The sequence below is a fragment of the Nocardia brasiliensis genome, from assembly GCF_042691675.1.
In the GTDB taxonomy this organism is placed as follows: Bacteria; Actinomycetota; Actinomycetes; order Mycobacteriales; family Mycobacteriaceae; genus Nocardia; species Nocardia brasiliensis_D.
Genome location: NZ_CP170507.1, coordinates 5,617,343 through 5,638,980, shown reverse-complemented (window position 1 = coordinate 5,638,980; position 21,638 = coordinate 5,617,343). Strand labels below are relative to the sequence as shown.

General features: G+C 66.7%; 20 protein-coding genes. 12 read left to right on the top strand and 8 right to left on the bottom strand.

All coding sequences use genetic code 11. The features are described from left to right. Both tal and tkt read right to left on the bottom strand, forming a co-directional pair. The gene (gene tal / locus ACFK0J_RS25845) at window positions 1-1,131 is read right to left on the bottom strand and encodes a transaldolase (protein WP_378731567.1); all 1,131 of its coding nucleotides are present in this window, start codon (window positions 1,129-1,131) and stop codon (window positions 1-3) included. Between the two features lie 6 nt (window positions 1,132-1,137). Beyond that, the gene (gene tkt, locus ACFK0J_RS25840; protein ID WP_378731564.1) at window positions 1,138-3,297 is read right to left on the bottom strand and encodes a transketolase; all 2,160 of its coding nucleotides are present in this window, start codon (window positions 3,295-3,297) and stop codon (window positions 1,138-1,140) included. 560 nt (window positions 3,298-3,857) lie between these two features. On the opposite strand from tkt, the gene ACFK0J_RS25835 reads away from it, so the two are divergent. After that, a complete protein-coding gene (locus ACFK0J_RS25835; protein WP_218470091.1) occupies window positions 3,858-4,847 on the top strand; it encodes a heme o synthase in 990 nt (329 codons plus the stop codon). A 3-nt stretch (window positions 4,848-4,850) separates the two neighbouring features. Here ACFK0J_RS25835 and ACFK0J_RS25830 read toward each other — a convergent pair whose 3' ends face one another. Then, window positions 4,851-6,272: an FAD-dependent monooxygenase gene (locus tag ACFK0J_RS25830; RefSeq protein ID WP_378731561.1), complete on the bottom strand. Its 1,422-nt coding sequence runs from the start codon at window positions 6,270-6,272 to the stop codon at window positions 4,851-4,853. 91 nt (window positions 6,273-6,363) lie between these two features. Here ACFK0J_RS25830 and ACFK0J_RS25825 point away from each other — a divergent pair, with 91 nt between their 5' ends. Beyond that, window positions 6,364-6,960 carry a TetR/AcrR family transcriptional regulator gene (locus ACFK0J_RS25825; protein WP_378731559.1) on the top strand — a complete coding sequence of 199 codons (597 nt, stop codon included), beginning with the start codon at window positions 6,364-6,366 and terminating at the stop codon, window positions 6,958-6,960. Between the two features lie 12 nt (window positions 6,961-6,972). On the opposite strand, the gene ACFK0J_RS25820 is transcribed toward ACFK0J_RS25825, so the two are convergent. After that, window positions 6,973-7,938: a quinone oxidoreductase family protein gene (locus ACFK0J_RS25820; protein ID WP_378731557.1), complete on the bottom strand. Its 966-nt coding sequence runs from the start codon at window positions 7,936-7,938 to the stop codon at window positions 6,973-6,975. 61 nt (window positions 7,939-7,999) lie between these two features. Between ACFK0J_RS25820 and ACFK0J_RS25815 the strand changes: the two genes are divergently transcribed. Both ACFK0J_RS25815 and ACFK0J_RS25810 read left to right on the top strand, forming a co-directional pair. Continuing rightward, window positions 8,000-8,350, top strand: coding sequence for a hypothetical protein (locus ACFK0J_RS25815; RefSeq protein WP_378731555.1), 351 nt, complete (start codon window positions 8,000-8,002; stop codon window positions 8,348-8,350). Window positions 8,351-8,354: 4 nt separating this feature from the next. Then, entirely contained in the window at window positions 8,355-9,140 is a 786-nt protein-coding gene (locus ACFK0J_RS25810; protein ID WP_378731554.1) for a transporter substrate-binding domain-containing protein, read from the top strand. On the opposite strand, the gene ACFK0J_RS25805 is transcribed toward ACFK0J_RS25810, so the two are convergent. The 4 genes from ACFK0J_RS25805 to ACFK0J_RS25790 form a co-directional block, all read right to left on the bottom strand. Continuing rightward, on the bottom strand, window positions 9,137-9,946 hold the full coding sequence (locus tag ACFK0J_RS25805; RefSeq protein WP_378731551.1) for an alpha/beta hydrolase: 810 nt from the start codon (window positions 9,944-9,946) through the stop codon (window positions 9,137-9,139). The two genes, ACFK0J_RS25810 and ACFK0J_RS25805, sit on opposite strands and share 4 nt — an antisense overlap. A gap of 20 nt (window positions 9,947-9,966) precedes the next feature. Next, the gene (locus tag ACFK0J_RS25800; RefSeq protein ID WP_378731549.1) at window positions 9,967-12,576 is read right to left on the bottom strand and encodes a PEP/pyruvate-binding domain-containing protein; all 2,610 of its coding nucleotides are present in this window, start codon (window positions 12,574-12,576) and stop codon (window positions 9,967-9,969) included. Beyond that, on the bottom strand, window positions 12,573-13,277 hold the full coding sequence (locus ACFK0J_RS25795; protein WP_378731547.1) for a TetR/AcrR family transcriptional regulator: 705 nt from the start codon (window positions 13,275-13,277) through the stop codon (window positions 12,573-12,575). Before ACFK0J_RS25795 ends, ACFK0J_RS25800 begins: the two co-directional genes overlap by 4 nt. Window positions 13,278-13,405: 128 nt before the next feature. After that, window positions 13,406-13,792, bottom strand: coding sequence for an NAD(P)-dependent oxidoreductase (locus tag ACFK0J_RS25790; RefSeq protein WP_378731544.1), 387 nt, complete (start codon window positions 13,790-13,792; stop codon window positions 13,406-13,408). A gap of 80 nt (window positions 13,793-13,872) precedes the next feature. On the opposite strand from ACFK0J_RS25790, the gene ACFK0J_RS25785 reads away from it, so the two are divergent. Genes ACFK0J_RS25785 through ACFK0J_RS25750 form a run of 8 tightly spaced genes read left to right on the top strand, consistent with a single transcriptional unit; the run spans window position 13,873 to window position 21,636 of the window. Further along, complete coding sequence (locus tag ACFK0J_RS25785) at window positions 13,873-14,682, top strand: MlaE family ABC transporter permease (RefSeq protein ID WP_378731542.1); 810 nt, start codon at window positions 13,873-13,875, stop codon at window positions 14,680-14,682. Then, on the top strand, window positions 14,682-15,551 hold the full coding sequence (locus ACFK0J_RS25780) for an MlaE family ABC transporter permease (protein WP_378731540.1): 870 nt from the start codon (window positions 14,682-14,684) through the stop codon (window positions 15,549-15,551). The genes ACFK0J_RS25785 and ACFK0J_RS25780 overlap by 1 nt, the downstream gene beginning before the upstream one ends. Before the next feature lie 3 nt (window positions 15,552-15,554). Further along, window positions 15,555-16,583, top strand: coding sequence for an MlaD family protein (locus ACFK0J_RS25775; protein WP_378731538.1), 1,029 nt, complete (start codon window positions 15,555-15,557; stop codon window positions 16,581-16,583). Then, window positions 16,580-17,587: an MlaD family protein gene (locus ACFK0J_RS25770; RefSeq protein WP_378731536.1), complete on the top strand. Its 1,008-nt coding sequence runs from the start codon at window positions 16,580-16,582 to the stop codon at window positions 17,585-17,587. Before ACFK0J_RS25775 ends, ACFK0J_RS25770 begins: the two co-directional genes overlap by 4 nt. Then, window positions 17,584-18,630, top strand: coding sequence for an MlaD family protein (locus tag ACFK0J_RS25765; protein ID WP_378731534.1), 1,047 nt, complete (start codon window positions 17,584-17,586; stop codon window positions 18,628-18,630). Before ACFK0J_RS25770 ends, ACFK0J_RS25765 begins: the two co-directional genes overlap by 4 nt. After that, window positions 18,630-19,679, top strand: coding sequence for an MCE family protein (locus ACFK0J_RS25760; RefSeq protein ID WP_378731532.1), 1,050 nt, complete (start codon window positions 18,630-18,632; stop codon window positions 19,677-19,679). The genes ACFK0J_RS25765 and ACFK0J_RS25760 overlap by 1 nt, the downstream gene beginning before the upstream one ends. Continuing rightward, window positions 19,676-20,695 (top strand): MlaD family protein, encoded by a 1,020-nt coding sequence (locus ACFK0J_RS25755; protein WP_378731530.1) that lies wholly within the window; start codon window positions 19,676-19,678, stop codon window positions 20,693-20,695. The genes ACFK0J_RS25760 and ACFK0J_RS25755 overlap by 4 nt, the downstream gene beginning before the upstream one ends. Then, the gene (locus ACFK0J_RS25750; RefSeq protein WP_378731528.1) at window positions 20,692-21,636 is read left to right on the top strand and encodes an MlaD family protein; all 945 of its coding nucleotides are present in this window, start codon (window positions 20,692-20,694) and stop codon (window positions 21,634-21,636) included. Before ACFK0J_RS25755 ends, ACFK0J_RS25750 begins: the two co-directional genes overlap by 4 nt. Window positions 21,637-21,638: the final 2 nt, after the last annotated feature.

The following is a 21,638-nucleotide window of genomic DNA, read 5'->3' as shown; positions in this document are numbered from 1 at the left end:
TCAGTTGTTCCCGGCGGCGGTCAATTCCGCCGCGGTGGCGGAAAGCAGTTCCGCCCACGACTTCTCGAACTTGTCCACGCCCTCGCGCTCGAGCACCTGGAACACGTCGTCCAGGTCGATGCCGACGGCGGAGAGCTTGTCGAAGACCTCCTGGGCCGCCGCGGCGGTGCCGCTGACGGTGTCGCCGCGGATCTCGGCGTGGTCGGCGACGGCTTCGAGGGTCTTCTCCGGCAACGTGTTCACCGTATTCGGCGCCACCAGCTCGGTGACGTACATGACGTCGGAGTACTCCGGGTTCTTCACACCGGTCGAAGCCCACAGCGGCCGTTGCCGATTCGCGCCCGCGGCGCCGAGGTGGGCGTAGGTGGAGGTGTGCGCGCCGCCGTCGAAGACATCCTGGTACGCGGCGTAGGCCAGCCGGGCATTGGCGATACCGGCCTGCCCGCGCAGCGCGAGCGCCTCGTCGGAGCCGATCGCCTCGAGCCGCTTGTCGATCTCGGTGTCCACCCGGGACACGAAGAACGAAGCGACCGAATGGATCTTGGCCAGGTCGTGGCCCGCGGTCTTGGCGCTGCGCAGACCGTCCAGGTAGGCGCCCATCACCGAAAGGTAGCGCTGGACGGAGAAGATCAGCGTGACGTTCACACTGATGCCCTCCGCGATCACCTTGGTGATCGCGGGCAGACCCGCCTCGGTGGCCGGGATCTTGATGAACAGGTTCGGCCGGTCGACGGTCTTCCACAGGTCGATGGCCTGCGCGATGGTCTTCTCCGCGTCGAACGCGAAGCGGGGATCCACCTCGATGGAGACGCGGCCGTCCACGCCGTTGGACGCCTCGTACACGCCGGCGAAGACGTCGCAGGCGGCGCGCACGTCATCGGTGGTGATGGTGCGGATCGCGGCGTCGGCGTCCGCGCCCTGGGCGGCAAGCTCTTTGAGCTGTCCGTCGTAGGCGTGGCCCTTGCTCAGCGCACCCTGGAAGATCGTCGGGTTGGTGGTCACCCCGACCACGCTGCGGGTGTCGATCAGCTCGGCCAGGTTGCCGGACTGGATGCGGTCCCTGGACAGGTCGTCGAGCCATACGGAAACGCCTGCCGCGGCGAGGGCGGCGGTATTCGCGTTCTGTGTCATGAGCGCTTATCCCTTCACGTTTTCGACTGCGCCGCTGTTCTCGAAGGTGGTGAGCGCGGCGGCGACCACGGCTTCGGTAGTGAATCCGAACTCGCGGAAGAGGGTCTTGTAGTCGGCGGAAGCACCGAAATGCTCGATCGAGACGATCTGGCCCGCGTCACCGGCGAACCGGTGCCACGGCATCGCGATACCGGCCTCGACGACGACGCGCGCGGTGACGGTCGGCGGCAAGACCTCGTTGCGGTAAGCCTGGTCCTGCGCGTCGAACCACTCCACACACGGCATCGACACCACCCGGGTTCCGATGCCCCGCTCCTCCAGCGTAGTGCGGGCCTCGACGGCCAGCTGGAGCTCCGAGCCGGTAGCGATGAGGATCACTTGCGGAGTGTCGGTGGAGGATTCGGCCAAGATGTAGCCGCCCTTCTTGACGCCCTCGAAGCTGGTGCCCTCCTGGATCGGCAGGTCCTGGCGGGTCAGCGCCAGCGCCGACGGGCCGTCCTGGTGCGGCATCTCGGAGACGGAGAAGTGCGAGGTGTGCTCGGCACTGTCGCGCTCCAGGATGGTCCGCCACGCGTAGCTGGTCTCGTTGGCGTCACCGGGGCGAACCACGTTCAGACCGGGGATCGCGCGCAGCGCCGCGAGGTGTTCGATCGGCTGGTGCGTCGGGCCGTCCTCGCCGAGGCCGATGGAGTCGTGCGTCCACACGTAGATGGCGGGCACGCGCATCAGCGCGGCCAGGCGCACCGCCGGGCGCATGTAGTCGCTGAACACCAGGAAGGTGCCGCCGTACGGGCGGGTCGGGCCGTGTAAGGCGATGCCGTTGAGGATCGCGCCCATGGCGTGCTCGCGCACACCGAAGTGCAGGGTGCGGCCGTATGGGTCGGCCTTCCACATCCCCGTCGAGATCGACTCGGGGCCGAAGCTCGGGGTGTCCGGCATGGTGGTGTTGTTCGACTCGGCGAGGTCGGCCGAGCCGCCCCACAGCTCCGGCAGCACCGGGGCCAGCGCGGCGAGCACCTTGCCGGACGCCTTGCGGGTCGCCATGCCCTTCGGATCGGCTTCCCAGGTGGGCAGATTCGCGGCCCAACCCGCCGGCAGATCGCGCTTGGCGAGACGATCGAACAGCTGCTTACGCTCGGGGTTGGCCTGCGCCCACGCGTCGAACTGCTCCTGCCAGGCGGCATGCGCCCGCTTGCCACGGTCGATGGCCTGACGGGTGTGCCCGATCACCTCGGAGTCGACCTGGAAGGACTGCTCCGGGTCGAAGCCGAGAATCTTCTTGGTGGCGGCCACTTCGTCGGCGCCGAGCGCGGCACCGTGCGCGGCGCCGGTGTTCATCTTGTTGGGCGCCGGGTAGCCGATGATGGTGCGCAGCACGATGATCGACGGCTTGCCGGTCTCCGCCTTGGCGGCGGCCAGCGCGGACTCGATGGCGACGACATCCTCGCCGCCCTCGACCACCTGGACATGCCAACCGTACGCCTCGTAGCGCTTGGCGACATCCTCGTTGAACGCGATGGTGGTGTCGTCCTCGATGGAGATCTTGTTGTCGTCGTAGATCAGCACGAGGTTGCCGAGCTGCTGGGTGCCCGCCAGCGACGACGCCTCGGAGGTGACGCCCTCCTCCATGTCACCGTCGGAGGCGATCACGTAGATGAAGTGGTCGAACGGGCTGGCGCCCGGCGCGGCGTCCGGATCGAACAGCCCGCGCTCGCGGCGCGCCGCCATCGCCATGCCGACCGCGGCGGCCAGACCCTGACCGAGCGGGCCGGTGGTGATCTCGACGCCGTCGGTGTGCCGGAACTCGGGGTGACCCGGCGTGAGCGAACCCCACTTACGCAGGTTCTTCAGATCGTCCAGCTCCAGACCGAAACCCGCCAAGTAGAGCTGGATGTACTGGGTGATGCTGGAGTGACCGCAGGACAGCACGAACCGATCCCGGCCGACCCAGCTCGGATCGCTCGGATCGATCCGCATGGTCCGCTGGTACAGGGAGTACGCCAACGGGGCCAGGCTCATCGCGGTGCCCGGGTGACCGTTTCCGGCGTTCTGCACCGCGTCGGCGGCGAGCACCCGTATCGTGTCGACGGCCTTGGTGTCCAGATCCGTCCAGTCGTCCGGGTGATTCGGCTGAGTGAGGGCGCGGATGTCGTCTGTGACTGACACGACCGAGGTTCTCCTGACATTGGTTTCGTCGACGGCGGCTTTACTGGCGGCGATGAACGCACAACAGCGACGGCGTGCATACCGGGTGTGTACCCAACCACCCTAGATGTGCCCGCTGAGCGGCAACATAGGAACCCTGTGTTTATTGGCCGCGCGGGCGCGGCGTGTTCGCGGCCCCGGGAAGTCTCGCGTCCGAGCGGTCGAGACTTGCGACTTCGTCGCGTGCGCTTCGACCGCTCGGACGCGAGACGGGCCGCGAACGCGCTCGTAAGACTCGCTTTGTGGGGGTTGGGTTGGGTGGGTATGGGGCGAGGAGGGTTGCCGTAGCTGGGGTCGGACGGCTTGGTCTGATGGATCACATTCTCAATGTTGTTGTGTGGGGCTATGTGAGGAGTGGGGTTGGCGGGGGTCTACCATCCTCTGTAGTAGTAGCCGCGCCGCACCGGCTGAAGGAGGCGCCGAGGCGGGCGAAGGTCCAGCTCTCGCGCATCCAGCTCAGTGGGACCGAGCGCGCTGCTTGGTCCATGCCGGATGCGATGCACAGCGTGCGAGGAGAAACAGTGCGGATTGGGCAACAGCCGGGTGGCAATGGCGCGCACGGCTCCTCTCCGACGGCGCTGGCCGATCGGTTCACGGGTCCTGGCCTGCCGTCCAAACTGATGCGACGGGTGCTGGCGTATATCGCGCTCACCAAACCGCGGGTCATCGAACTGCTGCTCGTTGCCACGATTCCGACGATGCTGCTCGCCGATCGTGGCCACATCGACATCCGGCTCATCCTGGTCACGCTTTTCGGTGGGTGGATGGGTGCGGCGAGTGCGAACACGCTCAACTGTGTCGCCGACGCCGATATCGACAAGGTGATGAAGCGGACTGCGAAGCGACCGCTGGCCAGGGAAGCGGTGCCCACCTCGCACGCCTTCGTGTTCGGTGTGCTGCTCGGCCTCGCCTCGTTCGCCTGGCTGTGGTGGCAGGCGAACCTGCTCAGCGGGCTGCTCGTGGTCGCGACGATCCTGTTCTACGTCTTCGTCTACACCCTCGGCCTGAAGCGTCGCACCTCGCAGAACGTGGTGTGGGGTGGCGCGGCGGGTTGCATGCCCGCGCTGGTCGGCTGGTCCGCGGCGACCGGCGGCATCGGCTGGCCCGCGATCGCGCTGTTCGGTGTCATTTTCTTCTGGACGCCGCCGCACACCTGGGCGCTGGCCATGCGCTACAAGGAGGACTACCGCGCGGCGGGCGTGCCGATGCTGCCGGTGGTGGCCACCGAGCAGGTGGTGACGAAGCAGATCGTCATCTACACCTGGCTCACCGTGCTCACCACCTTGGCCTTGGCTCCCGCGACCGGCGTCGTCTACACCGCCGTGGCGCTGGTGGCCGGAGCCTGGTTCCTGCTCATGGCGCACCAGCTGTACTCGGGCGTGCGGCGTGGCGAATCGGTGAAGCCGCTGCGGTTGTTCCTGCAGTCGAACAACTATCTCGCGGTGGTGTTCTGCGGTCTCGCGGTCGATTCCGTGCTCGGCTGGGACACCATCGGCAGCTTCTTCGGCTGACCGTCAGTCGCACCTGCCGACGTATCCGTCCGGTCGGACCGTGACCCGGGTCCCGTCGGTCGCGTGATACGCGGCGAACGCGTGACCCTCGACGTCGATGACGTGCCGTCCGGCCGCCGGGGTGCCGGGCCGGACAACCGCGTATGCCTCGGGTTGCGCGGGTAGTTCTCCGGTTTCGCCGAAGCAGAGCAGCGTCGCGTGCGGGCCGCGGAACAGGTCGAACAAGCGAATCGGGTTGCCTGCCATGTCCTTCAACGGCGCGTCGGGGGCACGATCGCCCGGGGCGAGCGGACTCGGGTCGGCCGGATCGCGGTAGCTGATGTCCAGTTGTTGCGTCTCCGGGCCGCGTGCCATCGCGTCCTCGTCGCCGTCGACCAGTTTGTCGAGCAATGCGGAGCTGATGCCGAGCACGCGGGCGGCGACTGTCCTGCGTTCGGATTCGTAGCTGTCCAATAGTGATTCGTTCCCCTGGACCGCGGCGGCCAATTTCCAGCCGAGGTTGTACGCGTCCTGGATACCGGTGTTCATCCCCTGGCCGCCGGTCGGCGGATGCACATGGGCCGCGTCACCGGCCAGGAAGACCCGGCCGTCCCGGAACCGTTCGGCCAACCGGACATTCGGCCGCCAGACCGTCACCCAGGTGAGCTCGGTCAAGGTGATGTCGGTGCGGCCGGAGTACCGGTCCACATACTCCTGCAGGACCGCGAGTGTCGGTTCGGCGTCGCCGGTCAGCGGTGCGGCGAACTGGAACTGGCGCCCACCCGGCAAGGGGGACAGGGCGATGCCCTCCATCGGCCGCTCCGCCGTCGCGAACCAGTAGCCGACTTCGTGGTCGAGGGCGTCGGCCCGGACATCGCCGAGCAACATCCGCAGTGATTCGTCCGTCGTGCCCTCGAACGCGATGCCGAGCGCCTTGCGGACCGTGCTCCGGCCGCCGTCGGCGCCGACCAGGTAGGCGGCGCGCACGATCTCCTCGGCGCCGTCGCGCGTCAGGGTGGCGGTGACGCCGGTGGCGTCCTGGGTGAACGCCGACAGCGCGGTGCCGAGTTCGACCCGCACGCCGAATTCCGCGAGTCGAGCGCGCAGGATCGCCTCGGTTCCGGACTGCCCGAGCACCCAGGTATTGGGGTAGGGGACCGCGGGGGTCGGCTCGACCGGCTCGCTCATTCTGCGTTCGCCGACGAACTCGCCATCGAGGTAGGCGCGCAGCACCGGAGTCGGCGCGCCCGCGGCACGCACCGCTTCGAGCACCCCCAGGTCGTCGAATACCTCCAAGGTGCGGGGCTGGATGCCGTCACCGCGCGACCCCGCGAAGAACTCGGTCGCCTGGTCGACGATGCGCACCGGGATGTCGTGGCGTGCGAGATCGATAGCAAGGGTCAGGCCGGTGGGCCCGGCGCCTGCGATGAGTACCTGGTCTTGCACCGTTCCTCCATTTATGAATCTATTTTCAGTGAATGCTTATTCAGTATGGAAGTTGGTAGTTTGCCTGTCAAGGAGGTGGGTGCGGGTGTCGATGAGTCGCAAGGAGAAGTCGGCCGAGACCGAGCACGCGCTGAAAGCGGCGGCCCTGCGGCTGTTCGCCGAGCGCGGCTACCTGAACACCAAGATCGCCGACATCACGACGGCGGCCGGTCGCGCGGCCGGGTCGTTCTACAACCATTTCGCGGGCAAGGAGGAGCTACTCCAAGCACTGCTGAACGACGTCGCCGCCCAGGGCGACATCACGGCGGAAGGACCGGACCACAACCCGGACTTCACCGAACCGGACGCGATCCGCTTTCATGTCGAGCAGTACTGGATCTCCGCGCGGCAACACTGGGCCGTCTACCGGTCGATCCAGCAGGCAGCCCTCGTCAACGACGAGTTCGCCCGGCAGGCAGGGCAATTCGCGATCCAGCAACGCCGCGATATCGCCGATCACCTGGACGGCTTCGGACCGCGCGGATTGACGCTACCCAGCACCCCCGACGCCAGCCTCGCCATGATGTTCCTGCTCACGACGGGCCTGCTCCAAGCGGTCGAGGACGGCACGGTCGAACTCACCGATCGGCAGGCCGTCGACGGCCTGACCCGGTTCATCTACCGAGGCTTGACCGGCCTGGACTACTGACCTGGTGGAAACTCAGGGGAGCAGGACGATGGACCCGGTGGTTTTGCGGCCTTCCAAATCGCGGTGGGCCTGTTCGGCGTCGGCGAGCGGGTAGGTGGCGCCGATGCGAATCCGCAGGGTGCCATCGGCGATGGCGGTGAGGATGTCTGTTGCGCGCCAGACGAGTTCGGCGCGGTCGCGGGTGTAGTGGCCGAGGCTGGGGCGGGTGACGAACAGCGATCCCGCGCCATTGAGGCGCTGGAGGTCGAACGGCGGGACGGGACCGCTGGCGCCGCCGAAGAGGGCCAGCATGCCGCGGACGCGCAGGGCGGCGAGGCTGGCCTCGAAGGTGGCGGCGCCGACGCCGTCGTAGGCGGCCGCCACACCGACGCCATCGGTGAGCGCGCGTACCTGATCGGCGAGGTCGTCGTCGTAGCGCAGCACCTCCGCCGCGCCCGCCTCCCGGGACAGCTTCTCCTTGGCATCCGAGGACACCGTGGTGATCACGCGGGCGCCGCGGGCGGTGGCGAGCTGGGTGAGGATCAGGCCGACACCGCCCGCGCCGGCGTGGACCAGGACGGACTCGCCGGGCTGCGGGGTGTAGATCGATTCGAGCAGGTAGTGCGCGGTCATGCCCTGTAGCAGTGCCGAGGCGGCGACCGGCGGGTCGACGCCGTCGGGGACCTTGATCGCGACGGCCGCGTTCACCGCGATGCGCTGGGCGTAGCTGCCGGGCCCGCCCGCCCACGCGACCCGGTCGCCGACCGCGAATTCGGTCACGTTCGCGCCGACCTCGGCGACCACGCCGGTCGCCTCCGAGCCCGGGATGTAGGGCACGGCCTGCGGGTAGCGCCCCGTGCGGATGTAGGTATCGATGAAATTGATGCCGATCGCTTGAATATCGACCAGCAGTTGATCGGATCCGAGCTGCGGATCGGGCACCTCGACGTACTTCAGGACTTCGGGACCGCCGTGTTCGGATACCTGAATCGCGCGCATGAGATCTGTTCTACACCCGAGGGGACTGGACCGTTTCCTACTGGTCGGTAAACTCCCTGGCATGAGTGCTCATGCCGCCACGGCTCCAGTGAAGTTGTCGGGCGCCCTCGTGGAGTCCGTCAAGGGATTCGTCGCCGATCACGGCGGCTCGGCCACGGCCGTGCTGCAACCGCTCGGCCGCATCGGTGTCCGAGTGACGCTGGTGGGTTCCGATGGCATCCTCGGCGACCGGGTCGTCGCCGACCTGCCTGCCGCGAAGGAACTCGTTGCCGCCGTAGCAGGACTCACCGAGGCCGACGAGTGGGACCGCGAGCTGACCTCCGTCGTCACCCCGCGCAAGTCGCACTGGGCGCAGATGGCGGGCTGGGTGGCCCGGCAGAAGCGATTCCCCAAGGCGCGCAACGAGAACTGAGCACATGCGACTCGCGCGGCTGACCGGTCGCCTCGGTGCGGTACTGCTTGCCGGTCTGACAGTCCTTGCGGCCCCGGCGATTCCGGCGGGAGCCGACGAGATCAACGCCCTGCGCGTGTGCACGCCGGGGGACTATCCGCCGTATTCGGTTGCCGAGGGCGGCTACCGCGGCGTCGATATCGAGTTGGCTCGTGGTTTCGCCCAGCTTTTGCACAGGCCGATCAACTTCGTGCCGGTCACCTGGGCGACCTTGAAGACCGATTTCGCTGAGCGGCACTGCGATATCGCCGTCGGTGGCATCTCCGACTCGCCCGCCCGCCGCGCCTTCGCCGACTTCTCGATCACCTACGGGACCGACGGCAAGACACCCGTCACACGCCGCGGGAACGATGCCGACTACGCGACCATCGAGCAGATCAACCGTCCCGAGGTGCGCGTGATAGCGAATCGCGGTGGCACCAACGAGGAATTCGCGCGCAAGAACTTCCCCGACGCCCAACTCACCCTCTGGCCCGAGAATCTGACCATCTTCGATGAGGTCGAGCAGGGCCGCGCCGACGTCTTCGTCACCGACGCCGTCGAGGGCCGCTACCGCGTCCGCCAGCACCCCGGCCTCCAGGTCCTGCACCCCGACAAGCCTTTCGACTCGTTCGGCAAGGTCTTCCTGATCCGCAAGGACGACCCGGTCCTGGCCACCGCTCTCAACGGGTGGCTGGCGAGCCAACTCGCCACCGGTGCGGTGGATCGGTTGTTCGACCGGTGGATCGGCCCCGCCGCCACCGAGAACTAGCCCGCGCGCGCCCAGTCGAGGAACCGGTCCATCCAGCTATCGCAAGGCAGCCCTTGGGCTTCCATCGCGAAACCATGGCCGCCCCGTGCGTAGATGTGCATCTCGACGGAGTGGCCCGCGGCCTGCCAGGCCCGATACAGGGCCAGGTTTCCGTTCACCACATCCTCGCCGGTATCGTCACTGGCGAAAGCGATGAACAGCGGGGGCGCGTCCGGCGGGACGACGTACTCGTGCCACGGCGGGCCATAGATCGCCGCGGCGAAATCGGGACGGCTGTGCTCGTCGTATGTCGTTGCGGCGCCGATGGTCAGCAGGCCGCCCGCGGAGAAGCCGAGGACGCCGACGCGATGCGGATCGAGGTCCCAGGTCGGTGCCTGTTCCCGGACTACTTGAACCGCGCGCACGGCGTCCGCCACCGCGACGCGGGACTGCGCCTTGATCTCGTCCATGCGGTAGTTCGCCCACTGCTTCGCGAAGTCCTCGTCGCGAGGAGCCGAGGGCAGCAGCCGATACCTGAGCACGAAGGCGGTGAAACCGTACGCGGCAAGTGCTTTCGCGACGGCCACGCCGGTGCCGTTCGTCAGGGTGACGAAACTGCCTCCTGGACAGACGATGACAGCGGTGCCGGTCGCACGCGACTGGTCGGGACGGTGGACGTTCAGCGCGGGTTCGGTGACATTGCGGATGAAAGTGACGTCCCTGTGGCCGGTGGCCGCGGGAACGGTGGCCTCCTGGCCGTACGGGTTCGGGCTGCCCGCAGTCGATTCGGGCCACAGCGGGATGATCTCTTCGGTCGTGTTCATCATGCCTCTCGCGGTGATTCGGTTCAGGGGGTGGCGGGGGTCACTGTTCCCGCATCGCCATCCACGGTGACCGGGACGCCGTCGCGCAGCCGCTCGGTCGCCACCCCCGTGCCGAGCACGGCGGGAATGTGGTACTCGCGGGCGACGATCGAACTGTGACTGAGCGAGCCGCCCACATCGGTGACGACTGCGGCGGCCAGCGCGAACAACGGGGTCCAAGCCGGTGTCGTGATCTTGGCGACCAACACGTCGCCGGGGCGCATGCGATCGAACTCGCTGGGTCCGTGGATGATTCGCGCGGGCGCAGTGATCCGCCCCGGACTCCCCGGCACCCCCTTGACGACGGCCGAGTCCTGCTGCGCGTGCGACGGCATGAGTTTGCCGAAGTCGAGGCCGAGCAGTTTCGCGCCACCCGAGACCGGCAGGACGGGTGGTGGTGCGACCTTCTGCTGCGCACGCCAGGTCGCTTCCCGCTCCGCCACGACAGCACGCGAATCCGCGGGCTCGCGTCCGGAATCCAGGGCGCGCACCGCCTCTTCGAACTCATCGAGGCGCAAGAGGAACACCTCGTCGATCGTGGTGATGGCTTCGGTGGCTATGAGCCGCCTGCCCAGTTCGTGCAGCAACGTGCGGGCGGCAGGCCAGCCGAGGCCGACGTCGGCGAGGGCGTCCTCGCGCAATGGAGCCATGGTCTGCGCCCAGCGCAACAGTCGTAGCGCCAGGCCGCGCCGTACGCCGAGCCTGCGTGCGGCGAGGACGCGGGTCGCCTGCTCGCGGGCGGTCTTCGCGGTGCGCTGCCGCGCGTACGGGTCCGGCGCATTGTCGGTGCGGAAGAATGCCAGCGTCTGCAGCATCGGTGCCGGGTCCTCGGCGGGCAGCGGTTTGGCGAAGTCGAGATCGTAAACCGTGTTGCCGTAGGCAGTCAGATGTTGGGTGAACCGAGTACGGAACTCCGCCAACTCCGCCTCGTCGGCGGAGTTGTCCTCGCCTCGAATCAACTCGAGAACCTGGGCACCGGAAAGCTTTTCGATGCGATCAGCGAGCTTCGGGTGTTCGCGTAACCACCGCGCAAGATCGTAGAGGGATTTCTCCGCTCGCACCGGCTTGCTGTCGAAGCCGAGCAGAAAGGTCAGTGCCGGTGGATCGTCGTGGCGGCGCATGCTTTTGTACACTGCGGTGAACAGTGCCTCACTGATGTATGCCGTGGGCAGCACACCGCTCTGCAGGGTCAGGTAGTAGCGCGCCGCTTCATCGACGATTTCCCGCACACCATCGAGCAATTCCGCAGCTGTTGCGGCGGCCGGGTCCATCGCCTGCAGGTGCGCGGTGAGTTCGGCGTACCGCTCGTGCGCCGTGCGCCAACGCTGCGGTGACGTCCGTAGTGCACGCGGCAGCGTCGACGCGAGAAACCGCGGCTGTGCCAACGCCATTCGGCCGAGCAGCCCGAACGTGTAATTGACGTTGTAGTAGCCGTATCCATTGATGACGGCCAGCGGATCGTCGAAATACGGCAGCCCCATGTCGTGATAGCGATCGACGGTGGCACGGGCCAGTGCCGGGATGCCGAGCGTCGCGAACAGCGGCGACAATGGATCGGGCAGTAGCTCCATGACGCTGGCCCGCATGTACTTTCCGTGCGGGTCGGGCAGCTTCCAGTCGACCGGCTGTCGATGGTCGGGCAGTGCGGTGATCGGCCGGGCTTGCACGATGAACAGGCTCTTGTCGTGCATCGCCCACTCGATATCCATCGGCGTGCCGTACAACTCCTCGATCCGTACCGCGATGCGGGACAGCTCGGCCATCTGGTCCAGGCCGAGTACCGGCTGGTGCCGTTTGGCCGCGGGCACCGGCTCCTCGTGCGTGCCGGTGGCGGTCCGCACCGTTATGACCTGTTTGTCGCTGATCTCCTGCCGGACGATCGCCGCATCGGCCTTCGCGACGAGAATCGTGTCGGGCGTGACCTTTCCGCTCACGATCGCCTCACCCAGCCCCCAAGCCGCATTGATCAGCACCTGATCGCGTGCCCCGGTCACCGGGTCGGCGGTGAACAGGACACCGGCTGAGTCCGCAGGTACGAGTTCTTGGACGACGACCGCCAGGTTCACGTCGTCGGCCGCAACGCCCTGACGAGCCCGGTAGTCGATGGCCCTGGCCGTCCACAGGGACGCCCAGCACCGTTTCACCGCCGCCACGACCTCGTCGGTGCCGCGGATGTTCAGGTAGGTCTCCTGTTGCCCGGCGAAGGACATCTCCGGTAGGTCCTCGGCGGTGGCGGAGGAGCGAACCGCGACCGCGACGTCGGGACCGAGTTCGGCGTAGGCCGATCGCAGTGCAGCCGAGATGTCCTCCGGCACCGGCTGTTCGGCGAACCACGCGGCGATCTCGTCGGCCACCGCGTCCACCGTGGCCGGCCGATCAGGGTCGGCCATCGCGGCCGCATCGAGAATCCGCTCGTGCAAGCCCGCCCCGCGTACGAACTGCCGGTATGCGGCTGTTGTCACGTGGAATCCGGGCGGCACCGGCAGCTTCGCCGCGGCCAGGCGGGCCAGCGACGCACCCTTGCCACCGACGAGTTCCAGGGTGGCGGCCGAGTCGGCCAAGGGCAGGACGAGTGGATCTGCGGAGGTGATCATGAGACTTCTTCCTGCGTAACGGCTTCGGTGGACATGTCGGCGCGGGCTTGGTCGAGTCCGGCGAGCAGTAGCGTTTTGCCTCGGCTGAGGTCGGCGCCGTCCGGTGGGGTCAGGGCACGCTCGAGCAAGTCGGCAAGCGTCGCGAGTAGTTCGTCCGCGGACGGCCGATCGGGATCGGCGGGCAGTGCCCCCTCCGTGGGCAAGGTGGCCCGGATGGCGGGCGTCAACGCGTCGAGAAGGTAAGCGGTCGTGCGGGTATCGACGTCGGGCCGCACGGTGCCCGCCTGCTGCATGCGGAGCAGGAACTCGCGCGTGCTGACCTGCGGTAGCCGTTCGAAGACGCTGCCCGGCTTGCGGAGGTACCTACCGAAGACGTCCTCGTCTCGTGCGACGATCGCCGCGGCCAGGGGCAGCCGCGTCAGCGTGTGCACCATCGCCCGATAGACGCTGGCCACGCTGCCCGCGTGCGGATCCGCCTCCAGATGCGCACGCCATACCTGCGCGTACCGGCCCAGTTCGCGGAGCACAGTCGCCTCGACGAGCTCGTCTTTGGACTTGAACTGTAGATAGACCAGACCTCGATGTAGCGCAACGGCTTCGGCGACATCGCCCATCGTCAGCTTGTGATAGCCGATCCGGCACAGCAGTTCGGCGGCCGCATCGAGGATCGCTTGTTCGCGCTCGACTTCATTGACGCTCATGACCTCGACATTCGTCAGTTTGACAATATTTGTGAAAGTGTCAAAGCCGACGGTACGCCCCGGCTCGGACTCGGTCAACCCTCGTCGAACGTGATCGAGCGATCACCAGCGCGGGGGCCGTGCCCGGCTCAATACTCGCCGCCGACCAGGTCTTTCGGATCCTCGCCCGCGACGAAGCGGGTGGTCTCGACGCGGGCGACGGCATGGCCGTGTTCGCGCCTGCCGGAGCTGCTGCCGCCGACGTGCGGTGTGAGCAGGAGGTTGTGGGCCGTCCACAGTGGATGGCCGGGCGGCAGCGGTTCGGGGTCGGTGACGTCGAGGGCGGCGCGTAGGCGGCCCGAGTTCAGTTCGGCCAGTCGGGCATTCGTGTTCACGATGGGGCCGCGGGCGATGTTTACCAGGATGGCGTTGCCCTTCATCGCGGCGAGGAATGCGGCGTCGACCATTCGTTCACTGCGCGTCGCAGCTGTCTCAGTCAGTGGAATGATTCGGTCGAATCCGCCACAGAGTGACATATCAGTCGGCTAAATTGTGCGGCGTCGGGGGTGGAGCCGGCGGAATCGAGGTAGCGGTGGTGGTCGACAGGGTCGCGCGGATGTCCGAGCCACTGGCGCGCTGGGGATTCGATCTGGTTCTCACAAGCCTGCGGACCTTCGGCCGGACACTGCAACTCGCGGTCGCCGCGTTCAGCTATCTCGTCACCGACATCATCAAGCTGCGTCATCCCTGGCGGGACACCCTGCAGCAGGGCTGGTTCATTGTCAGCGTAACCGCGATTCCCGCTGTGCTGGTGGCGATTCCATTCGGCGTGATCGTCTCGGTGCAGGTCGGAAGTCTGACTCAGCAGGTGGGAGCCACCTCGGTGGCCGGTGCGGCGGGCGGGCTCGGCGTCATCCGGCAGGGTGCGCCGATGGTCACCGCACTGCTCCTCGGCGGTGCGGCCGGGTCGGCGATCGCGTCCGATTTGGGCGCGCGCACGATCCGTGAGGAGGTGGACGCGTTGCGCACCATGGGGATCGACCCGGTGCGGCGGCTGGTCGCGCCGCGGCTGGCGGCGATGATCGTGCTCACGCCGCTGCTGTGCCTGCTGGTCATTTTCATGGGGGTGTTCACCGGTTATGTGGTGGCGGTCGGGTTCCAAGGGGTGACTCCGGGCAGCTACCTGTCTTCCTTCGCGGCATTCGCGACGATGGCCGATCTCGCGGTGGCGATCGTGAAATCGGTCATCTTCGGGGTGATCGTGCTGATCGTCGCGTGTCAGCGCGGATTGGAGGCGACGCACGGGCCGAAAGGCGTCGCGAACGCGGTGAACGCGGCCGTGGTGATCGGGGTGATCGCCGCGTTCGGCGTGAATCTCGTGATCACCCAGCTGGTTTCGATGTTCCTGCCACAGAAGGTGGGCTGATGACCGAAGTACCTGCCCAGTATCGGCCGTTCGGCCGGGCCGGTCGCCTTGTCGAGCGGGGCACGCGTGGGCCGCTGACACTCTTCGAATCGCTCGGTCACCAGCTGACTTTCGTCGTTCAGGTGCTCGCCGCGGTGCCGCACACGCTGCGTGCCTACCGCAGGCAGACGATGCTCACGCTCACCGATATCACCTGGGGTAGCGGCAATATCATCGTCGGCGGCGGCACGGTGGCGGTGCTGATCTTCCTGGGCATCGCGGTCGGCGGCTCGATCGGCGTCGAGGGATTCACCGCGCTGAACATGGTCGGCATGGGTCCGCTCACCGGCTTCGTCTCCGCGTACGCGAACACCAGGGAGATGGCGCCCATGGTCGCCGCGATCGGCTTCGCGGCACAGGCAGGCTGCCGGATGACCGCCGAGATCGGCGCGATGCGCATCTCCGAGGAGATCGACGCGCTGGAAGCCATTGGCCTCCGGCCGATTCCGTTCGTGGTGACCACCAGGGTGATCGCGGGCATGATCACCATCGTCCCGCTCTATCTGCTGACCTTGATCCTGAGTTACCTCTCCTGTGCGGTGGTCGTCAACGTGCTGCACGGGCAGTCCTCGGGCACCTACTACCACTACTTCGACGCCTTCCTGCAACCCGGCGACGTGATCGCGTCGTTGATCAAGGCGACGGTCTTCGTGGTGATGATCATCCTGATCCACGGCTACCAAGGGTTTTACGCGACCGGTGGGCCGGAGGGTGTCGGGCGCGCGTCCGGCCGGGCGATCCGCGCGAGCCTGGTGCTGGTGGTGATCGCGGACATGATCATGACGATCGTCTTCTGGGGTCTCGACGTCGGAATCAAGATCTCGGGGTGACGCATGCCGATATTCGTTGATCATTCGGGACGGACCGCGGGGCGGTGGATGCTCCGGCTGCGCGGGGTGGTCGTCGCCGCGGTGATCGTCGTGGTGGCGGTGTTCACCACGCAGTACGCGCAAGGCAAGTTCGCCGACCGGTTCACTCTCACCATCGACGCGGCGACTCTGGGCGAGGGCCTCGCGCCGGGCGCGGAGGTGAAATTCCGCGGGTTCGCGATCGGCACCGTGCGCGCGGTCGATACCGTCGGCTACGGGCACCAGCGCATCGAGCTGGAATTGGATCGCACCCAGGCCGCGGCGCTGACCGACGATGTGTCGGCGCGGTTCACCTCGTCGAACATCTTCGGTTCCAGCGCAATCGAATTGGTGAACACCGGTAAGGGCGGCAAGTTGCCGGAGAACACCACGCTGTTCATCGGCGCCAACGCGAGCAACGCGACCGTGTCGAGCGTATTCCGTAGGGCGGCGCGGCTGACCCAGGTGCTCGATTCCGACACCGTGCGCGCGCTGTTCGATCTACTGCTGGACAACACCGCCTCGCTCGGGCCCGCCGTGCAGTCGTTCTTCGCCACCGCCCGGGTGCTCGCGGTGAATCAGCGTGCGCCACTGGGGCATTACCTGGGTATCGGCGCCGACGTCGGCACGGGGGTCGCGGAGACGACGCCGCCGGTCATCGACGTCATCCTCGGAGTGCTCGACAACAGTGAGTATTTCGGCACCGTCGAGAACCGGGAGCGGACCAAGCATGCGCTCTCGGCTCTGGACACCGCTCTGCTGCTGCCGGTGACCGACATCTTGCGCAGGGACAACCCGGAGCTGGCCGCCATCATCGGCGGGGTGCTGGATCTGGTCGTGCCGATCAGCGCGTCGATCGGCACGGTCGCGCCCGCGTACAACCGGCTGCCCGCCTTGCTCGCCCGCATCGACAGCGCGTTCCCGGTGATCGACGGCCGGGTGCAGCTCCAGCTAGAGGTGATCGTGAAGGACATGCCATACCTCGCGGATTCGATCATCGGAGTGCCGCGATGAACAGTGTCACCGCCGCCGCCATCAAGCTCGGTGTCTTCGTCTCGATCGTCGCGGTGTGTTCGGCTTTCATTGTCGCCGCACTGAATACGCCGGTGCCGGAGGACAAGGTCTCGTATGACGCTGTCTTCAGCGATATCTCAGGTCTGTACGCCGGAGATACGGTGCGGATGTCGGGGGTGGCGGTCGGTAAGGTCGAGAATGTCGAGTTGGACGGCACCCGGGCGCGCGTTCGATTCACCGTCGATCGGCAGCGTCCGGTGTACGACAACACCGAAGCCGCAGTGCGATACCAGGACCTGATCGGGCAGCGCTACATTGAACTGTTGACCGCGAAGTCCGGCGGTTCGCGCCTCGCGCCGGGCGCCACGATTCCGGTGGAACGGACCATCCCGAGTTTCGACGTATCCAAACTCTTCAATGGCTTCAAACCATTGTTCGAGACGCTGGACACGGCCCAGCTCAACCAGTTCGGCATGAACATGTTGCGGGTGCTGCAGGGCGACGGCAGCGGAGTCGGCCCCGCGCTCGCCGATCTCGACCGGCTGACCGAACACGCGAAGAGCAGCGAGGCGGTGATCGTGTTGCTGATCCACAACCTCGGTGAGATCTCTCGCTCGATCGGTGGAAAGTCCGCGGCGGTGGGCGCTCTCGTCGAACAGCTCAACGGCGTGCTGAACCAGTTCGGCAGCCGCACCGCGACGATCATCAAAGCCATCGAGCAGGCGAACCGCACCCTGGTGCCGATCATCCCGCTGATCGAAGAGGTGCAGGCGGCCTACGACGACAGTTATCTGCCCTTGGACGGGTTGTTGCGCAGGCTGCTACCGCAGACCGATCAACTGGTCGAAATCCTTTCGCTGATGCCGTCTTTGATCTCGGGGCTCAACCAGAACGTCCCGGCCAGTGGCGAGGCGAAGACATATTCGTGTGCGGGCGGTGAGCTCGGCGTCCCCGGCATCGGCAATGTCGTGCTCGGCAATCAGAAGCTGGTGGTGTGCAAATGACCGGTGCGGCAACACAACTGGCCGGAATACCGGTGCGGTTGCTCGGTGAGATCAAACAGCTGCGGGCCGAGAAATCGGAGTCCTGGTCGCAATTGCGGTGGGGGATCGCCGGTGTGCTGTTGAGCGTGCTCGGCCTGCTCGCCGCCGCGGTGCTGTATGTCGTGCCGTTCGGGGAGCAGTCCTACACCGCGGACTTCCGCAGCTCGGGTGGCGTCCGCACCGGCGACGAGGTGCGGATCGCGGGCATCAAGGTGGGGCAGGTCCGCGCGGTGGAGCTGGTCGGTGACCACGTGGAGGTGCGTTTCGGGGTGGACCGCGAGGTGCACGTCGGAGAGAGTTCGTCGGTCGAGGTGAAGATGCTGACGCCGATCGGCGGGCACTACCTGTCGCTCGCTCCGCAGGGGGAGCGAGCGCTGGGCGGCAAGCACATTCCCCCGGAACGCACCACCACGCCGTTCGAGCTGACCGACATCATCGACGTCGCCACCCCGGTGCTGAGCCAGGTCGACGGCACCACGCTGCGCAGCACCATTGCCGAAGTGAACGCCGCGCTGGCCGGTCAGCCGGACGCGGTGCGCTCGATCATCGGCAACTTCAACGACCTGTCCGGTGTGCTGGCCGATCGATCCGAGCAACTGGACTCGGCGGTGCGGGTATCCGACGAATACGTCGGCGCGATCGCGACCGACCGGGCGGTGCTCGCCGATTTCGTGCGTGAACTCGGTGGCGTCGCCTTGGTGCTCGGGCAGCGCCGGGGCGAGGTGATCCAGGTCTTCGAACTGCTCAAACGGTTGTTCGCGGTGATTCATCGACCGGTGACGGCCTACGGTGACTCGATCGAACCGTCAGTGGCCGAGTTCGAGGAGCTGTTCAACAAGCTCGTGCAGGACCCCGGGCGGCTCGACACGGTCGTCGCGGGGATCAAGGACTTCATCGGAACGATCTCGGCCATGCTCGGCGCCGACGGGGTGACCATCGATCAGTCCGCCAGCGTGGTACGCGGTCCGGCACTGTGCATTCCGTTCGAGGGGAAGGCGTGCTGATGCGGGCTCGAGCACGGACCGGGTTGGTCGTCGGCGCGGTGTCGGTCACCGTGGCGGTGGTTGTCGGTGTGAGCGGCGCGACTTGGCTCGACCGCGTGCGGCCTGCCGAGCAGACCATGTGTGCCGAATTCACCGACACGGTCGGGCTTTACGACGGCAACAGCGTCACCATGCTCGGTGTCGAGATCGGCACCGTCTCGGAGATCGAGGCGCTTGGCGACCGCATGCGGGTGACGATGACTATCGACGGCAAGCTCGACCTGCCCGCCGACGTCGAAGCCGTGACCATGTCGAGCTCGATCGTCACCGACCGGCACGTCGAGCTGACCAAGACCTACACCGGCGGACCGAAATTCGATACCGCGCAGTGCCTTCCGCTGGAGCGGACCAGGACGCCGGTCGGCATCAGCGACGCACTCGATGCGCTCGGGCGACTCTCTGGCGATCTGCTGGGCGCGCAGCAGTCGCCTACGCCGGGTGCGCCCTCGGACAATTTGCTCGACCAGACGATCACCGGTGCGGTCCGCACTCTCGACGGCACCGGTCCGCAGGGGAATGCCCTGCTGCAGCGCCTGTCTCAGGTGATCGGCGATCCGGCCGACCGAGATGTGGTGATCCGCAGGCTCGTCGACAACCTGGATCTGCTCACCACGATGTTCATCACCCACTGGCCGGATATGCAAGTGCTGCTGGACAACCTGAAGAACGGCATCCATCTGGTGGAGGGTTTCTCGGCGGAATTGTCCAGGGCGGTCGATCTCGGGCTCGAGTTCTTGCCGGTGATCGCTCGGAATGTGGGCAAGTACGACCAGCAGTCCTACGAGTTCCTGGACCGGATCGTGCCGGAGGTACGCCGCTACGCGGTGCTGGCGGGCAGCATCGTGGATCTGCTGGTGCAGTTGCCGCCGCTCGCCGGGCATCTGATTCAGATGTTCGACCCGGCCACGGGTGCGGCGCGGGTGAACTATCGGCCGCCGCACTACGAGTCAGCCGACGGGAGCCAGCTGGGGCTGGTCCAGGTGATCGTCGGATCGCTGGGGGCGCCGTGAAGCGTGTGCTCCTCGTGCTCGCCGCGGTGGCCCTGTTGCTGACCGGCTGCGGTATCCGCGCGACCGACGTGCCGATTCCCGGTACTTACCTGGCGGGGGACACCTTCGCGATCAGGATCGAATTCGGGTCCGTGCTCAACCTGCCCGACCGGGCGAAGGTCATCGTCGAGGGCGTCGAGGTGGGCATGCTCGATCGCATCGAGCTGATCGGCGATACCGCTGTCGCCACCGTTGATCTGAAAGCCGATGTGCGACTGCCCAAGTCGGCCACGGCGGAGCTGCGGCAGAGCACGATCCTCGGTGACATTCACATCGCGTTGCAGGCGCCGCCGGACACCGGTCCGCCGTTTCTGGGGAACGGTGATGTCATCCCGCGGACGCGCACCGTGCCCGCCGCGAATGTGGAAGACATTCTGCGGGCGATGTCTAATATCGTCACGGGCGGCCGGTTCGGCGAAATGCAGGAGCTCGTCGCGAGTGTCAATGCCTCGTTCCCGACCGATCCCGCCGATCTGGCGCGCATCCTGGCGGGTGGACGCAACGCCCTGCACGATCTCGCCACGCACACCGACGATCTCGACCGGATCCTCGCCGCGGCCGCCAGCGTGACGACAACGCTGGCGGCGAACAACGACAATGTCGACCGCACGCTAACTCTCGGACCCGGTCGCGCCGCAGGCCTGTCCGAGGTGCTGTTCGGCTTGGTCCAGCTGATCATCGACGGCGGTGAATTGGCCAGCTACGTAGCCGATCTCGCGCTGCCGATCCGGGGCGATCTGCACGACATCATCTCCATCCTCGCGCCCGCGGCGCTCACCATCGCGAGCGCCGACAGCACGGTCCCGATGAACGTCGACGTGATGAACCGGTTGTTGCGCGACAAGTTGATCCCGTTCTTCAGTGCACCACCGAACATTCGGGTGCAGCGGGTGACGGCGGAGGCGATCGCCGCCGACGCCTCGGCGCGCTCGGACGAGATGATCCGGGTGCTGCGGTCGATAGGAATGGTCCGATGAAGCTCTCCGGTCCGGTCTCGCTGGTACTGCTGCTGGTGATGACGGTGGTGTGCGCGGCGTATATGGCGGTCGGGGTGCTCGACATCGATCCGCGTCGCAAGACGAATACCGTTACGGTGCTGATGGATTCGTCCGGCGGGCTGATGCGGACCTCCCAAGTGGACCTACGTGGTATGCGCATCGGCAAGGTGCGTGCCATCACCGCGACCGGCACCGGGCTGGCGGTGCGGATCGAGCTGGACGCGAAATATCGGGTACCGATCGATAGCGAGGTGCACGTGCGCAACCTGTCGGCGGCGGGGGAGCAGTTCATGGATTTCCGCCCCACCGGCTCGGCGGGCCCATATCTCACCGACGGCAGCGTCATCCCCGCGCATCAGGTGCGCATCGCGACGACGGTGAGTGAGGCGCTGGCCAAGATGGATGTGCTGAACTCGCAGATCGACCCGGCAAAGATCGAACAACTCGCCGCCACCCTGTCCCAGGGTTACGCCGGGCGCGAAAAGGAGATCGCCAACCTCACCAGGACACTGCGGATGACAGCGCAACTGCTGCACGACAAGCGGGACGCGATCACCCGGCTGTATCTGACGGGGCAGGAGCTCGCCGAAAACTTTGCTGGGTACGGGCCTGTCATCGGCGACTGGGCCGACGATTTCACCACGGTGCTACCCGAGGTAGTGCACCTCATCGAAGGACTCCGCGGTTATTCCTATGCGGGTGAACACGTCTGGGATGAGCCGCTCGGGCCGCTGGTGCGGCAGATCGATCAATATCTCGCGGTGCTCGGTCCGGACCTGGCGCATATCGCCACCGCGTTGAAACCCGCCACCAGTGTGCTGAAACCCGTTCGGGTGGACGCGGGTTCGATTATCGACCTGTTGTCGGCGACGTTCCCGGAGAGCGGGACCGCCCGTATCACGCTCGACGTTCCGAAGTAGAG

Bases quoted from the DNA above. Each gene is read 5' to 3' on its own strand.
- ACFK0J_RS25825 (WP_378731559.1), top strand. From the start codon at position 6,364: ATGAGTCGCAAGGAGAAGTCGGCCGAGACCGAGCACGCGCTGAAAGCG.
- ACFK0J_RS25785 (WP_378731542.1), top strand. From the start codon at position 13,873: ATGTCCGAGCCACTGGCGCGCTGGGGATTCGATCTGGTTCTCACAAGC.
- ACFK0J_RS25780 (WP_378731540.1), top strand. From the start codon at position 14,682: ATGACCGAAGTACCTGCCCAGTATCGGCCGTTCGGCCGGGCCGGTCGC.
- ACFK0J_RS25805 (WP_378731551.1), bottom strand. From the start codon at position 9,946: ATGATGAACACGACCGAAGAGATCATCCCGCTGTGGCCCGAATCGACT.
- tal (WP_378731567.1), bottom strand. From the start codon at position 1,131: ATGACACAGAACGCGAATACCGCCGCCCTCGCCGCGGCAGGCGTTTCC.
- ACFK0J_RS25760 (WP_378731532.1), top strand. From the start codon at position 18,630: ATGCGGGCTCGAGCACGGACCGGGTTGGTCGTCGGCGCGGTGTCGGTC.
- ACFK0J_RS25775 (WP_378731538.1), top strand. From the start codon at position 15,555: ATGCCGATATTCGTTGATCATTCGGGACGGACCGCGGGGCGGTGGATG.
- ACFK0J_RS25800 (WP_378731549.1), bottom strand. From the start codon at position 12,576: ATGATCACCTCCGCAGATCCACTCGTCCTGCCCTTGGCCGACTCGGCC.
- ACFK0J_RS25750 (WP_378731528.1), top strand. From the start codon at position 20,692: ATGAAGCTCTCCGGTCCGGTCTCGCTGGTACTGCTGCTGGTGATGACG.
- ACFK0J_RS25765 (WP_378731534.1), top strand. From the start codon at position 17,584: ATGACCGGTGCGGCAACACAACTGGCCGGAATACCGGTGCGGTTGCTC.
- ACFK0J_RS25815 (WP_378731555.1), top strand. From the start codon at position 8,000: ATGAGTGCTCATGCCGCCACGGCTCCAGTGAAGTTGTCGGGCGCCCTC.
- ACFK0J_RS25810 (WP_378731554.1), top strand. From the start codon at position 8,355: ATGCGACTCGCGCGGCTGACCGGTCGCCTCGGTGCGGTACTGCTTGCC.
- ACFK0J_RS25770 (WP_378731536.1), top strand. From the start codon at position 16,580: ATGAACAGTGTCACCGCCGCCGCCATCAAGCTCGGTGTCTTCGTCTCG.
- ACFK0J_RS25795 (WP_378731547.1), bottom strand. From the start codon at position 13,277: ATGAGCGTCAATGAAGTCGAGCGCGAACAAGCGATCCTCGATGCGGCC.
- ACFK0J_RS25820 (WP_378731557.1), bottom strand. From the start codon at position 7,938: ATGCGCGCGATTCAGGTATCCGAACACGGCGGTCCCGAAGTCCTGAAG.
- ACFK0J_RS25790 (WP_378731544.1), bottom strand. From the start codon at position 13,792: ATGTCACTCTGTGGCGGATTCGACCGAATCATTCCACTGACTGAGACA.